13 protein-coding genes are annotated in these 13,632 nt (G+C 74.0%); 5 read left to right on the forward strand and 8 right to left on the reverse strand.

The features are described from left to right. The first annotated feature begins 205 nt into the window (after positions 1-205). On the forward strand, positions 206-1,834 hold the full coding sequence (groL, locus tag ACI78Z_RS03655) for a chaperonin GroEL (RefSeq protein ID WP_457035156.1): 1,629 nt from the start codon (positions 206-208) through the stop codon (positions 1,832-1,834). A gap of 208 nt (positions 1,835-2,042) precedes the next feature. Here groL and ACI78Z_RS03660 read toward each other — a convergent pair whose 3' ends face one another. From ACI78Z_RS03660 to ACI78Z_RS03670, 3 genes are all read right to left on the reverse strand, one after another. Beyond that, positions 2,043-2,402, reverse strand: coding sequence for a VOC family protein (locus ACI78Z_RS03660; RefSeq protein ID WP_457035157.1), 360 nt, complete (start codon positions 2,400-2,402; stop codon positions 2,043-2,045). 30 nt (positions 2,403-2,432) lie between these two features. Beyond that, positions 2,433-3,857 (reverse strand): glucose-6-phosphate dehydrogenase, encoded by a 1,425-nt coding sequence (locus ACI78Z_RS03665; protein ID WP_457035158.1) that lies wholly within the window; start codon positions 3,855-3,857, stop codon positions 2,433-2,435. A gap of 118 nt (positions 3,858-3,975) precedes the next feature. Then, positions 3,976-5,988 carry a fibronectin type III domain-containing protein gene (locus tag ACI78Z_RS03670; RefSeq protein ID WP_457035159.1) on the reverse strand — a complete coding sequence of 671 codons (2,013 nt, stop codon included), beginning with the start codon at positions 5,986-5,988 and terminating at the stop codon, positions 3,976-3,978. Between the two features lie 315 nt (positions 5,989-6,303). On the opposite strand from ACI78Z_RS03670, the gene ACI78Z_RS03675 reads away from it, so the two are divergent. Next, positions 6,304-7,116, forward strand: coding sequence for a DUF72 domain-containing protein (locus ACI78Z_RS03675; RefSeq protein WP_457035160.1), 813 nt, complete (start codon positions 6,304-6,306; stop codon positions 7,114-7,116). A 31-nt stretch (positions 7,117-7,147) separates the two neighbouring features. On the opposite strand, the gene ACI78Z_RS03680 is transcribed toward ACI78Z_RS03675, so the two are convergent. Both ACI78Z_RS03680 and ACI78Z_RS03685 read right to left on the reverse strand, forming a co-directional pair. After that, positions 7,148-7,591, reverse strand: coding sequence for a hypothetical protein (locus ACI78Z_RS03680; protein ID WP_457035161.1), 444 nt, complete (start codon positions 7,589-7,591; stop codon positions 7,148-7,150). Between the two features lie 281 nt (positions 7,592-7,872). Beyond that, positions 7,873-8,871 (reverse strand): Gfo/Idh/MocA family protein, encoded by a 999-nt coding sequence (locus ACI78Z_RS03685; protein ID WP_457035162.1) that lies wholly within the window; start codon positions 8,869-8,871, stop codon positions 7,873-7,875. A gap of 35 nt (positions 8,872-8,906) precedes the next feature. On the opposite strand from ACI78Z_RS03685, the gene ACI78Z_RS03690 reads away from it, so the two are divergent. Continuing rightward, a complete protein-coding gene (locus tag ACI78Z_RS03690) occupies positions 8,907-9,185 on the forward strand; it encodes a DUF4031 domain-containing protein (RefSeq protein ID WP_457035163.1) in 279 nt (92 codons plus the stop codon). On the opposite strand, the gene ACI78Z_RS03695 is transcribed toward ACI78Z_RS03690, so the two are convergent. Together ACI78Z_RS03695 and ACI78Z_RS03700 are read right to left on the reverse strand one after the other, a co-directional pair. Next, the gene (locus ACI78Z_RS03695; RefSeq protein WP_457035164.1) at positions 9,154-9,783 is read right to left on the reverse strand and encodes an HD domain-containing protein; all 630 of its coding nucleotides are present in this window, start codon (positions 9,781-9,783) and stop codon (positions 9,154-9,156) included. The two genes, ACI78Z_RS03690 and ACI78Z_RS03695, sit on opposite strands and share 32 nt — an antisense overlap. Continuing rightward, positions 9,780-11,051: an ArgE/DapE family deacylase gene (locus ACI78Z_RS03700; RefSeq protein WP_457035165.1), complete on the reverse strand. Its 1,272-nt coding sequence runs from the start codon at positions 11,049-11,051 to the stop codon at positions 9,780-9,782. Before ACI78Z_RS03700 ends, ACI78Z_RS03695 begins: the two co-directional genes overlap by 4 nt. A gap of 304 nt (positions 11,052-11,355) precedes the next feature. On the opposite strand from ACI78Z_RS03700, the gene ACI78Z_RS03705 reads away from it, so the two are divergent. Next, positions 11,356-12,663, forward strand: coding sequence for an MFS transporter (locus tag ACI78Z_RS03705; RefSeq protein WP_457035166.1), 1,308 nt, complete (start codon positions 11,356-11,358; stop codon positions 12,661-12,663). A gap of 83 nt (positions 12,664-12,746) precedes the next feature. On the opposite strand, the gene ACI78Z_RS03710 is transcribed toward ACI78Z_RS03705, so the two are convergent. Further along, the gene (locus ACI78Z_RS03710; RefSeq protein WP_457035167.1) at positions 12,747-13,172 is read right to left on the reverse strand and encodes an ester cyclase; all 426 of its coding nucleotides are present in this window, start codon (positions 13,170-13,172) and stop codon (positions 12,747-12,749) included. A 328-nt stretch (positions 13,173-13,500) separates the two neighbouring features. Here ACI78Z_RS03710 and ACI78Z_RS03715 point away from each other — a divergent pair, with 328 nt between their 5' ends. Continuing rightward, a complete protein-coding gene (locus tag ACI78Z_RS03715) occupies positions 13,501-13,632 on the forward strand; it encodes a hypothetical protein (protein ID WP_457035168.1) in 132 nt (43 codons plus the stop codon).

Below are 13,632 nucleotides of genomic sequence, written 5' to 3' on the forward strand. Positions count from 1 at the left end.
GTCGTCCGGAGGACGACCGTGTGCTTGCACTCGGCAGGGTCGAGTGCCAGACTCGCGATTGGCACTCGACAGTGCCGAGTGCCAATCAGGTCGGAACGGTGAGGCACTGGTGTGCGGGCCGACGGAGTGCCCGCGGCGCCGGTGTCGTCCGTCGCGGGCGCCGATCCCGGCCGTGCAGCGATCCATGCATGGAGGACATCACCACATGGCCAAGATGATCGCCTTCGAGGAAGAGGCTCGCCGCGGCCTCGAGCGGGGCATGAACACCCTCGCCGACGCCGTCAAGGTGACCCTCGGCCCCAAGGGCCGCAACGTCGTCCTCGAGAAGAAGTGGGGCGCCCCCACCATCACCAACGATGGTGTGAGCATCGCCAAGGAGATCGAGCTCGAGGACCCGTGGGAGAAGATCGGCGCCGAGCTCGTCAAGGAGGTCGCGAAGAAGACCGACGACGTCGCGGGTGACGGCACCACCACCGCCACCGTGCTCGCCCAGGCGCTCGTCCGCGAGGGTCTGCGCAACGTCGCCGCCGGCGCCAACCCGATGGCTCTGAAGAAGGGCATCGAGAAGGCCGTCGAGTCGGTCACCGAGTACCTCCTCTCGACCGCCAAGGACGTCGAGACCAAGGAGCAGATCGCCGCCACCGCGTCGATCTCCGCCGCTGACCCGGCCATCGGCGAGCTCATCGCCGAGGCGATGGACAAGGTCGGCAAGGAAGGCGTCATCACCGTCGAGGAGAGCAACACCTTCGGCCTCGAGCTCGAGCTCACCGAGGGCATGCGCTTCGACAAGGGCTACATCTCGCCCTACTTCGTCACCGACGCCGAGCGCATGGAGGCCGTCCTCGACGACCCGTACGTGCTCGTCGTCAACAGCAAGATCAGCTCGGTCAAGGACCTGCTCCCGCTGCTGGAGAAGGTCATGCAGTCGGGCAAGCCGCTGGCCATCATCGCCGAGGACGTCGAGGGCGAGGCCCTGGCGACCCTGGTGGTCAACAAGATCCGCGGGACCTTCAAGTCCCTCGCGGTGAAGGCCCCCGGTTTCGGTGACCGCCGCAAGGCCATGCTGACCGACATCGCCATCCTCACCGGTGGCCAGGTCATCAGCGAGGAGGTCGGCCTCAAGCTCGACACCGCCGACGTCTCCCTGCTGGGCCGCGCCCGCAAGGTCGTCGTCACCAAGGACGAGACGACGATCGTCGAGGGTGCCGGTGACAGCGACCAGATCGCCGGCCGGGTGAACCAGATCCGCGCCGAGATCGAGAAGTCGGACTCCGACTACGACCGCGAGAAGCTGCAGGAGCGCCTGGCCAAGCTGGCCGGTGGCGTCGCCGTCATCAAGGCCGGCGCCGCGACCGAGGTGGAGCTCAAGGAGCGCAAGCACCGCATCGAGGACGCGGTGCGCAACGCCAAGGCCGCCGTCGAGGAGGGCATCGTCGCCGGTGGTGGCGTCGCCCTGGCGCAGGCCACCACCGTCGCGTTCGAGAAGCTCGAGCTCGAGGGTGACGAGGCGACCGGTGCCAACATCGTGCGCGTCGCGCTCGAGGCGCCGCTGAAGCAGATCGCCGTCAACGCCGGCCTCGAGGGCGGCGTCGTCGCGGAGAAGGTCCGCAACTCGGAGACCGGTCAGGGCCTCAACGCCGCGACCGGCGAGTACGTGGACCTGGTCGCCAGCGGGATCATCGACCCCGCCAAGGTGACCCGCTCGGCGCTGCAGAACGCCGCCTCCATCGCGGCGCTCTTCCTCACCACCGAGGCCGTCATCGCCGACAAGCCGGAGAAGGCCGCCCCGGCCATGCCGGGCGGCGACGGCGGCATGGGCGGTATGGACTTCTGAGTCCAGCCACCCGCCGAGCAGCTCCGCCGACCACGGCTCGGCCGGTCGCTCGGTAGTACCTGCACTGCCCGGCAGGGGCGGTCCCGCACTCGCGGGGCCGCCCCTGTCGGCGTTCTGCGGCGGTCTGTCCCGACGGCGAGATCACGCGATCTCGCACGGATGCGCCCCCTGGAGCGTCCGAGATCGCGCGATCTCGACGGAGGAGGGCTCAGGCCTCGGGCGCGCAGCAGCAGAACTCGTTGCCCTCGGGATCGGCGAGCACGTCCCAGCCGATCTCGGCGTCCCGGGCGCGCAGCAGCGTCGCCCCGGCCGCCTGCAGCGCCGCCGAGTCGCCGACGACGTCGAGGTGCACCCGGTTCTTGACCGTCTTCGGCTCGGTCACCGGGTTGAGCCAGATCAGCGGACCGGCACCGGCGGGGTCCTCGATGGGCACCGGCCACCCCGGCTCCCGCGGCTCGGCCGAGGGACGGCGCACGTAGCCCAGGGCGGCGCACCACCAGTCGGCCATCGCCTGGTGGTCGCGGGCGTCGAGGCAGAGGTCCTTGAAGCGGGCGGGTGCGGTGGGCATGCCGTCACCCCAGCACACAGTCAGCGCACGTCAGTCCCGGCTATCGCTGCCCAGCAGCCAGCCGGCGGGTTCGGCCAGTGCGTCGGCCTCCGCGGGGCCCCACGAGCCGGGCTCGTAGCGGTGCACCCGCGGCGGCCGTTGCTGCAGCGGGGCGAACGCCCGCCACGCGTTGGCCAGCCCCTCGCTGCTGGTGAACAGCGATCGGTCGCCGACGAGCACGTCGTGCAGCAGGGAGACGTAGGGCGGCAGTGGCGTCCCCCCGGGGACGTCGGCCAGCTGCAGCGTGGCGGTCGCCGTCGCGAGGCTCAGGTCGGGGCCGGGCTCCTTCGCCACGACCTGCAGGTCCACCGCGCCGGACCCGGACAGCGACAGGGACAGCACGTTGCCGTGCCCGGGGGTGTCGGTCACCGGTCCCTCCGGACGGCGCAGCAGCAGGCTCACCCGCTGCTCGCTCGCGGCCATGCGCTTCCCGGTCCGCAGCACGAACGGGACGCCGTGCCAGCGGTCGGTGTCGACCCACAGCCGGGCGGCCACGTAGGTGTCGGTCTGCGAGTCGTCGGCCACGCCGTCGATCCCGGTGTAGCCGTCGAACTGGCCGAGCACCACCTCGTCCGGGTCCAGGGGCCGGAAGGCGGCGAGCACGCCCTCGCGCGCGGCCAGCAGGTCGGGGGCGGCGAAGCTGACCGGCGGCTCCATCGCGACTTCGGCGGCCAGCTGGAACAGGTGGGTGACCAGCATGTCGAGGGCGGCGCCCGTCGAGTCGTAGAACTGCGCGCGCTGGGCGACGTCGAGGTCCTCGGGGACGTCGATCTGCACCTGCGCCACGTGGTCGCGGTGCCACACGTGCTCGAACAGGCCGTTGGCGAACCGGAGCACGTGCAGGTCCTGGGTGCCCTCCTTGCCCAGGAAGTGGTCGATGCGGAAGACCTGCTCCTCGTCGAGCACCGACAGCACCAAATCGTCGAGCTCGCGGAAGGTCTCCGGCGAGGTGCCGTAGGGCTTCTCGTAGACCACCCGCGCGCCCTCCGTCAGCCCGTGCTGCTGGAGCGCCTGGGTCAGCTTCTCGAAGGCCGCGGGCGGGACGGCGAGGTAGTGCACCAGCTGCGGCTGCCCGCCCAGCTCGTCGCGGGCCTCGGTGAGGACGTCGAGCAGGCTGCCCGGGTCGGTCTCCTCGAAGCCGCCCCCGGCGAAGCGGAGCCGCGCGGCGAACGCCTCCCACGCCTGCTGCGCCTCGTCGTCCGCCTCGCCCAGCGGTCCGAACTCGGTCAGGGCGTCGTGCGCGAGGTCGGCGAACTCGACGTGCGAGACGTCGCCTCGGCCGTTGCCCACCAGCCGCCAGTCCTCCGGCAGCAGGCCCCGCCGGGCGAGCTCGAAGAAGGCCGGCAGCACCATCCGGCGGGACAGGTCGCCCGTGGCGCCGAAGAGCACGAAGGCGGTCGGCGGGAGGTCGGTCACGCGCGTCCTGTGCCCGCGCGCCGGCGGGCTCACGCGTGCACAGGCCGAGGGCCCGCCCCCGCGTGAGCGGGGACGGGCCCTCGGGTCGTGCGGGTGTCGGGTGCTCCCCGACGGCGGGTCAGCGGGACCGCGTCATCACGGCGACCGTCTTGGCGCCGGAGTCGGAGGTCACGTTGAACCGGTTGTTGGTCGGCAGGACCGGACCGTTGCGGAGGTCGACCGTCCAGGTGCCGTCGGCCGCGACCGGGACGTTGAGCTGGATGGTCGCACCCGACCCCGCGACGTCACCGAGCCGGATGTGCACCCGGTTCGCCGTCGTGTCCTGGGCCGTGCCCTGGATCTTGTACTCCCGCCGGTCGGCCCGGTACTGCGCCCGGGTGACCGTGACGACGTCGGTCGGGGTGACCGTGTTGTCGACGGTCGCGGGCACCCTGGCCGGGGTGGTCGCCGAACCGCTCTTGGCGACCACGGTGAGCGCGTACTCCACGCCGTTCCGGAGCCCGCCCACCGTGCCGGTGGTACCGGTCGCCGCGGAGGTGACCGGAGCCTGGCCGTCCGCCGGGGTGGCGACCAGGTCGTAGCCGGACACCGGGCTGGCCGCGTTGCCGGCCGCCGCCGCCGTCCACTCCGCGGTGATGCTCTCGTGACCGGGGATGACCCGGGTCAGGTCGAACGCCGCGGGGGCCACCGCCGTCAGCGTCGAGACCGTGGCCGTGGCGGCCGGGCCCTCGCCGTTGGCGTTCGCGGCCTTCACCGAGACGGTGTAGGTCGCGCCCGAGGTCAGGCCGGTGAGCGTGGCGGTGCTCGCCGGGGCCGTGACGGTCACCGGAGCCGGCGCCGCGGCGGCCTCATCCTCCGAGGTCGCGGTGACCGTGTAGCCGGTCGCGCCGGCGGTGGCCGTCCAGCTCACGTCGGCGCTGTCGAGGGACGCGCTCGTCGCGGTCAGGCCGGTCGGGGCCGCCGGGAGTGCGGTCGGGTCGGTGCCGGGGTCGGTCCCGCCGTCGGGCGGTGTGGTGGTGCCCCCGGTGCCGGAGCCGACGACCACCGTGCCGAGCGACTGCGCCGCCGACCAGCGGCCGTTGTAGGCCTCGATCGTGATCTCGTAGGTCTTCCCCGACTCGAGGCCGTCGAGGGAGACGCTGGTGCCGCCGGTCCGCTCGGCGACCTCCTGCTCGGCGTGGGTGCCACCGATCGCGGCCACCCGGTACCCGCTCACCGGGGTGGCGTCGGCAGGCTGGGCCGGCGTCTCCCAGGTGACGCCCACCGAGGTGGAGCCCGTGGCCGAGGACAGCTGGGCCGTCTTCGGCGCCGTCGGCACCTGCCCGTCCGGGCTCGGCGGGCAGCCGCCCATCCCCGGGCCGGGGATCTCCTCGAACTCGTTCTGGGTCAGGCCGAGGGCCGGCTCCTCGCCCGCCATCCACGCCGCGGCGACGTGGTCGCCGTCGAGCGTGCGCCTGTAGTCCGCCTCGGTGTAGAGCGTGTAGGTGCCCGACCACGTGCCCGCGACCGGGTCGATCGTGGCCTCGGCGTCCCACAGACCGGGCTCGCCGTTGGGGTGCTCCGCGTCCGGCACCAGGCTGATCCCCATCGCGCGGGCGTCCACCAGGCCCGGGTCCTGGCCGGGCGGCGTCTTGTCGTCCTTGTTGTCCGGGTTGACCGTCTCGATGACGAAGCGGGTCGGGTCGAACCACGGGTCCTCGGGGTCGTAGGTGCCCTTGATCGTGACGGTGCCCTTGCCGCTGACCCGGATCGAGCCGTCGGGCTGCACCGCACCGTCCGGCGTGAAGCCGCTGCCGACGACCTCGGTGACGGTCGGGGACATCGTGACGGCGGAGTCGGTGAAGGCCTCCCCGCTGAACGAGACCTTGACCTCGTCACCCGGCCTGATGGTGGGGGTCACCCCGATCCAGCACTCGCCGCCGGGGTGGTTGAACTCCAGGAAGCCCGTCTCGTCCACCGTCCCGACGCCGATGCCGATCGTCTGGCCCCCGCGGAGCACCTCGACGGTGGCCTCCTGCCCGGCCTGGGCGACGTAGCCCTCCAGGGCCACCATGCTCCGCTTGTTGAAGATCTCGATGTTGCCGGGCCCCGTCGGCGGGGTGCCGGCCTGGGCCATGCTCCCGAAGGTCACCAGCGCACCGGTGGCCGTGACGGCCGCCAGGCCGCCGGCGATCAGCCGCTGCCTGGAGGTCCGGGACGTTCGCGACGCAGGGGGGACGAGAGCTCCGTGTCCACCCCCGCGACCGCCGTGCTGGGTCGGTCGTGTCCTGGTCATCGCCTACTCCGCGGTCGCGCCGTGCCCACTCCGTGCGTGGGCCGGTCTCGTGTCAGCCACAGTCGTCGGACGGCGACGCAGCAGGCAGCCGTGGGGAGGGGGAGTGGACCCCCCCAATCCGGGGGCGGGGCCGGCCGCGTCAGGGCCGGCCGGTGCGGGTAGGCGGCTGCCGTGGCGGTGGTCATCGGGACGTCGGGCTGGCAGTACCGCGACTGGCGCGGCCGCTTCTACCCGCAGCGGCTGCCGCAACGGCTGTGGCTGGAGCACCACGCGGAGCACTTCGCAACGGTGGAGAGCAACAACGCGTTCTACCGGCTCCCGGAACGGGCGACGTTCGAGGCCTGGCGGGCCCGGACCCCGCCGGACTTCCGCTGGGCGGTCAAGGCCAGCCGCTTCCTCACCCACGTCAAGCGGCTGCGCGACCCGGAGGAGCCGGTCGCCCGGCTGGTGGAACGGGTGGCCGGTCTCGGTGACCGGCTGGACGCCGTCCTGCTGCAGCTGCCGCCCACGCTCAAGGCCGACCCCGGCCTGCTCCGCGACTGCCTGGCCCAGTTCCCGGCGGGCACCCGCGTCGCGGTCGAGCCGCGGCACGACTCCTGGTGGACCGACGAGGTCCGGGCGCTGCTCGAGCGCTACGGGGCGGCACTGTGCTGGGCCGACCGCTCCGAACAGCCCGTGGCGCCGCTGTGGCACACCTCCGGGTGGGGCTACCTGCGGCTGCACACCGGGGCCGAGGGGTGGGCGTACCGCCCGGACACCCTCCAGGCGTGGGCCGAGCGGCTGTCGGAGACCTACGGGGACGCCGACGTCCTCGTGTACTTCAACAACGACCCCGGCGGCGCGGCGGTCACCGACGCGGTGGTCTTCGCCGAGGCGGTCCGCCGCACCGGCCGGACGCCGACCCGCGTGCCGTCCCCCGACCAGGCGTCCGGCCGCGCCTGGGCGCTCCCGGAGACGCCGCAGGCCGGGGCGCCACTCGGGTGAGCGGGTCCCGGCCTGCCGGACGGATGGGGGATCAGTCGTCGTCGGACCGCTCGGCGGCCTCCCGGGCCTCCTCGGCGGCGCGTTCTGCGGCCTCCCGGGCCTCCTCCTCGGCCTCGCGCTGGGCCTCGGTCTCGCGGGCCTGGTCCTCGGCTTCGCGGGCCTGCTCCTCGGCGTGGCGCACCTGTTCCTCGGCGTCGCGCTCGGCCTCGCGGGCCTCCCGCGCCGGGCCGTCGGAGTCGTCGGTCCCCTCGACGTCACTGGACGAGTCGGTGCCCGAGTCGTCGGTCCCGGTCAGGTCCTCCGGCGAGTCCGTGCCCGAGTCGTCGGTCTCCGTGACGTCGTCGTCCGGGGAATCGGTGGCGGTCGCCTCGTCGGAGTCGTCGCTCCCGGGGACGTCGCCGGGGGAGTCGGTGCCGGAGTCGTCGGTCTCCCCGGCGTCGTCGGCCGAGTCGGGCAGGTCGAACGGCGAGACCACCTCGACGGCGCCGCGACGACGTCCTGCACCGGCGTCGGCAGGGCACCGGCAGCTCCCGCGCCGGTGACCCCGGCGACGGCGATGCCGAGTCCGGCCGTGGCCTGGGCGACAGTGCCGGCGCCGGCGATCTTGGCCGCGATCGCAGCCAGGCCCTCGATAAGTGCCATGCGGTGCTCTCCTGTCAGGTCGGGGGCCCGGACGCGGCGGAGCCGTCGACCTGACGTCGGCAGGCGGAGCCGGGCGCTGCAGCGGATCCACGCGGCGTCACCCAGGAGGAGGAGTCACCCCAGCACGTGCGGGTCCTCGCGGAACCGGACACCGAGCTGGTCGGTGGCCCGGTCGAGCACCGACTGGACGGCGAGGGTGTCGGCCAGCGGCATGACCGCGCTCTCGGTGCGCCCCGCCTGCAGGCACTCGGTCACCTCGGCCAGCTCGTGCGCGTAGCCGGTGCCCGTCGGCGGCAGGGTGATCTCCTCGGGCTCGGCGCCGGCGCGGTGCAGCACGATGGTGTCCGGGTGGTGGAAGCGGGGCGGGACGTCGATCCAGCCGGTGGTGCCGAAGACCCGCGCCTGCCCTGGTGTGGGGTACCGCAGCGAGGTCGTGAGCGTGGCCGACCGGCCGTCGGCGTACCCGAGCAGCAGCGCGGCCTCGGCGTCGACGCCGGTGGGGAACAGCGAGCCGGTCGCCGCCACGGTGTCCGGGTCGCCCAGCACCATCTGGGCGAACGAGACGACGTACACGCCGACGTCCAGCAGCGCGCCGCCGCCGAGCTCGTGGGCGAACAACCGGTCGGCCGGGTCGTACTCGCGGGAGACCCCCAGGTCGGCCTGCACCGACCGGACCTCGCCGATCGCACCGTCGGCCACCAGCTCCCGCAGCCGGACGACGACCGGCTGGAAGCGGGTCCACATCGCCTCCATGACGAAGACGCCGCTCTCCCGCGCCCGCCCGACCACCTCGCGCGCCCCCGCGAGCGTGGCGGTGAAGGTCTTCTCGACCAGCAGCGCCTTGCCGGCGTCGATCGCGGCGAGGGCCACCGCGTGGTGCTGGGGGTGCGGCGTGGCCACGTAGAGGACGTCGACCTCCGGGTCGGCCAGGATCTCGGCGTAGGAGCCGTGGGCCCGCTCGAGGCCGTGCCGCTGGGCGAAGGCCGCCGCACGGTCGGCCGAGCGGGAGGCGACCGCCACCGGCCGGGCGCCGGGCACGTGCGCGAAGTCGGCCATCACGTTCTCGGCGATGCGGCCCGGTCCGACCACACCCCAGCGGATCTCGTCGCTCACCGGCACGACGCTAGTGCGGCGGGCAGACTGACGCCGTGGCGGTGCTGATCGACCCCCCGGTGTGGCCGTGGCGTGGACGGCGCTGGTCGCACCTGGTCAGCGACGTCTCCTACGACGAGCTGCACGCCTTCGCCGCCGCCGAGCTCGGCATCCCGCGGCGGGCGTTCCAGGGCGACCACTACGACGTCCCCGACGACCTCTACGAGGTGGCGGTGGCCGCCGGTGCCGAGCCGGTCGGTGGGCGGGAGCTGCTCGCCCGGCTGATGGGCGCCGGGCTCCGGCTCAAGAAGAGGCGCGGCGCTGTAGCAGGCTGAGCTCGGCGGCGAGGTTGGCCCGCGCCCGCGGCGTCCACCCGGCCGCGACGGCCGGCAGCCGGTACAGCGCCGGCAGGGCCAGCAGGTGCTCGAGGACGGCGGTGCGGCCCGCGGTGAACTCGGCGTCGGAGAGGTGCCCGTACTCCTCGCGCACCGCCGAGGCGTAGGCGGCGTAGGCCTCGGGCGGGCCGGCCAGCACCGCGAGGTCGGCGTCGCAGAGCACGGCGCCGTTCGCGTCGTCCGGCGCCGGGTCGTGCCCGGCCGTGAGGAGCACCAGCCGGGCCACCTCCTCGACCCGCTCGGCCGGTACCAGACCGCGCAGGCCGGCGCGCGCCCGCTCGGCGCTGACCTGCTCGTTGTCGCTGCGGCGGGGGTCGTAGACGACGTCGTGGTACCAGGCGGCCAGCCGCACCGCGGCGGGGTCGGCGGCGGCGCCGGCCAGCTCCCCGGCCAGCCCCAGGACCGCGGCCAGGTGCGCGAGGTCGTGGTAGCGGCGGTGCGGCTCGCTCCACGCGGCGACGACGGCGGCCCACTCGGTGCGAGAGGTGGCGGAGTCCCCGGCGAGCTCGGCCCACGCCTCGAACCCGACGAGGTTCACGCCACCCCGCAGGTGCGCAGGGTCAGCAGCGCGAAGGCGCGGGCGGCGGTGACCAGCTCGCTGACCGGCGCCCGCTCCAGCGGCCCGTGCGCCAGGTGCAGGTCGCCCGGGCCGTAGTGCAGGGTCGGCACCCCCGCTGCGGCGTAGAGCCGCAGGTCGCTGCCGGCGGGGATGGCCCGCTCGGGCGGCACCGCCGCGCCGGTGTCGGCGACCGCGCGCCGGACGGCGGGCAGCAGCGGGTGCCCGTCGGGCAGCGAGCCGCTGGCGAAGGCGCCACCGGTCCAGGTCAGCCGCACCGGGTGCTCGGCCAGCCACGGGTCGGCGGCGCAGATGTCGGCCAGGCGGGCCTCCAGGGCGGCTCGCGCCGCGGCGACGTCCTCGCCGAGCCGGACGCCGTAGCGGCCGTCGGCGACCAGCCGGTCGGGTACGGAGCTGGCCCAGTCGCCGGCCCGCACCCGCCCGATGCTGATGCCGTACGGGTAGGGAGCGTCGCCGAAGCGCGGGTCGGCGCCCTCCTGCCGCTCCGCCTCGAACGCGCGCAGGCCGGCGTGCACCGTGGCGAACAGCTCGACCGCGCTCACGCCCCGGTCGCGGTGCGCGGCGTGCGCGGCGAGCCCGGTCACCTCCAGGCGGAACGTGAGCGCGCCGGCGTTGGCGGTGACGACCGCGCCCGCGGTCGGCTCGGGGATGACGCACACCTCGCCGCGGTGCCCGCGCCGCAGGGTGGCCCAGGCGCCGAGCCCGCCGTCCTCCTCCCCGACGACGGCGTGCAGCGCGACCGGCCGGGCCAGCCGCACCCCCGCCGTCCGGACGGCGGACAGCGCGGCGAGCGCGGCCGCGACGCCGGCCTTCATGTCGCAGGCCCCGCGGCCGTGCACCGCGCCGTCGGCCACCCACGGGTCGAACGGGTCGCCCGGCCAGAGGGCGCGGTCCCCGGGCGGCACGACGTCGGTGTGGCCGGAGAAGACGAGCGCCGGCAGACCCTCCTCGGCGGTCGGCGCGGTGCCGACGACGCCCCACGCCTCGGTCCGTTCGACCTCCTGGCCGGGGGCGTCCGGAGCGGTGGCCGCGGCGTCGAGGTCGATCTCCCAGCGGTCGACGGCGCAGCCGAGTTCCTCCAGCCAGTCGCCGACCAGGTGCTGGACGTCGGACTCCGCCGCGGTGCCGCCGATCGAGGGGACGGCGACGAGGTCGCGCAGCCGGGAGACCGCCCAGGCCTCGTCGACGGCGGAGAGGACGCGCGCCTCGACGGCGGTCAGGTCGGCCACGCCGTGGAGTCTCGCAGGCCTCCTGGGGGACCGGGTCCACCCCGCCCGGCCCGTGTGAGGAGGCCGCGGCGCGGGTAGCGTGGAGAGCGTCCGGGCCGGGTGCATCGTGCCCCCGGGTGCCAATTTGGTTACGCCTTCACGGGCCACCGCCCCGACTCCGGTCGGGGGCCTGGAGCCGTGTCGTGCATCTCGCCGCGAGGCGGCCGTCGCCCGGTCCGGACCTCTTCACCGCTCGACGTGCCGCGTGCCCGGTACCGCTTTACGGTCGTTGCTGTCCAGCAACCGGGCGAAGGTGGGAGTTCCCATGGCGGGCGCGGTCCAGCAGGGAAAGGGCACGACGGCGGTCGAGGACCGGCACCGGTTGCCGGTGCGGACCCTGGTCTCGGCGAGCATCGGCAACGCCGTCGAGTGGTTCGACTGGACGGTCTACGCGACGTTCGTCGTCTTCTTCGCCGGCCAGTTCTTCCCGGCCGAGAACCAGGCCCTGGCCCTGATCGGGGCCACGTCGACGTACGCGCTGGCCTTCTTCTTCCGGCCGCTGGGGGGCATCCTGCTCGGCCGGTTCGCCGACCTGCGCGGCCGCAAGGCCGGGATGCTGCTCACCATCCTGCTGATGGCCGGCGGCTCGATGGTGATCGCGATCCTGCCGACGTACGAGCAGGTGGGCTGGCTGGCGCCGATCCTGCTGCTGTTGGCGCGCATCGCGCAGGGCATGTCCCTCGGCGGGGAGGTCTCCAACGCCTCGGCCTACCTGGGAGAGATCGCGCCGCCGGCCCACCGCGGCCGGTACTCGTCGTTCTTCTACATCTCCACCGGGTCGGCGCTGCTCGCCGCCTCCCTGCTCGGTGTGCTGCTGACCAGCACCCTGAGCCAGGACCAGCTGGAGTCCTGGGGCTGGCGGATCGCCTTCTTCATCGGCGGCGTCCTCGGCCTGGTCGGCATGTGGCTGCGCCGTTCGCTGGTCGAGACCGAGCAGTTCGAGGAGAACGCCGAGAAGGCCCGCGCGACGAAGCACCCGCTGCTGCAGACGATCACGCACCACCCGAAGGCCGTGGTGCAGCTGTGCGCCTTCACGCTGCTGTCGACGCTGTCGTACTACACGTTCTTCAGCGCGCTCACGCCGTTCGCGATCACCTTCCGCGACGCCGACAAGACCGACGTCTTCATCGCGCTGTCGATCGGCACCGCCCTCTTCGTGGCGCTGTGCTACCCGTTCGGGGCGCTGTCCGACCGCATCGGGCGCAAGCCGCAGCTGCTCATCTGGTCCGGGGCCATCGCGGTGCTCATCGTGCCGCTGTCCTTCCTGGTCCGCGACAACCTGTTCTCGCTGATCGTCGTCTTCTGCACGGGCCTCGGCCTCTACGCGCTCATGGCGTCGATCGCCCCGGCGATCATGAGCGAGCTGTTCCCCACCGAGCTGCGGGCCATCGGCATCGGCTCCTGGTACAACCTGACGGTCGCCACGTTCGGGGGCACGGCCCCGCTGGTGATCACCTGGCTGTCCGAGGCCGGGCGCCCGCTGTGGTTCTTCTGGTACGTGGCGGTGGCCGCCGCGGTGGCGTTCGCGGTCATCCTCACCCTGCGGGAGACCAAGGGCACCGAGCTGCGCTGACCGCCATCCCCGTACGGTACGGGTGGGCCGACCCGCGGGGAGGTCGGTCCCCGTGTCGCCGTTCCGGGGAGCGGGGTCGCGTCTCAGGCCGGGGCCGGGACGGCGCCCAGCTGCACCATGAGGCCCAGGAAGTCGGCGCTCGTCCAGCGCTCGACCAGCTGGTCGCCGCGGAACCGCATGATCGTGATGCCCTCCAACACGTAGGGCCGGCCCGTGGCGGGCACGCCCATGAAGTCGCCGCGGTGCTCGCCGGACACGGTGAACCGGCAGCTGTACAGGTCGCCGTCGACGAGCTGCTCGTGGAGGTCCAGCTGCGGGTTCGGCCGCCCCGGTGCTCCCATCGCCGACCAGAACTGCTGGTAGAAGCCGGCCACGGACGGTCGGTCCATCGGATCGGGCTCCAGGCCGTGGAACCGCAGGTCCTCGGCGTAGAGCTCGAGGTAGCCGGGCAGGTCCCCGGCGTTCCACCGCTGCCGTGCCCGTTCGACCCGTTCGGCGGGAGTGGTCATGGCTCCTCCTGCGCGACGCGACCCCGCAGCCTCCCGGAGGACCCTGGCAGCCGGACGCCGGCCGCCCCCAGAGCCCTTCGTCCCGCCCGGCCGGTCGGTTCCCGAGCTGCCCGACTGCATGGGGGCACCGGCACCGCGCCATGCGCCACGAGCAGCGACGGTGCAGGTCGTGGCGCGGGCCGTTCAGCTGACCCGCACCGCACGGGCCCGGCCGGCTGAGGGGCCTCAGCCGGCCGGGCCGGGCGCCGGACTGCGCGACCGCCCGATGCCCGCGACCACCCCTCAGCACGACCGTCGTCGTCATCGATACCGACGACAGGAGACGGTCGTGCACACCTACCTCGACCCGGGACTCGAGGCCGAGCTGGCCTACCGGCGTGAGGTCCTGCGGCAGCTCGGCCACGGCAGCCGCACCCGCCGGCGCCGCTGGCCGTCCCGCTGGACCCGGCGCGGGAGCTGA

Source organism: Geodermatophilus sp. SYSU D01176 (assembly GCF_054050015.1).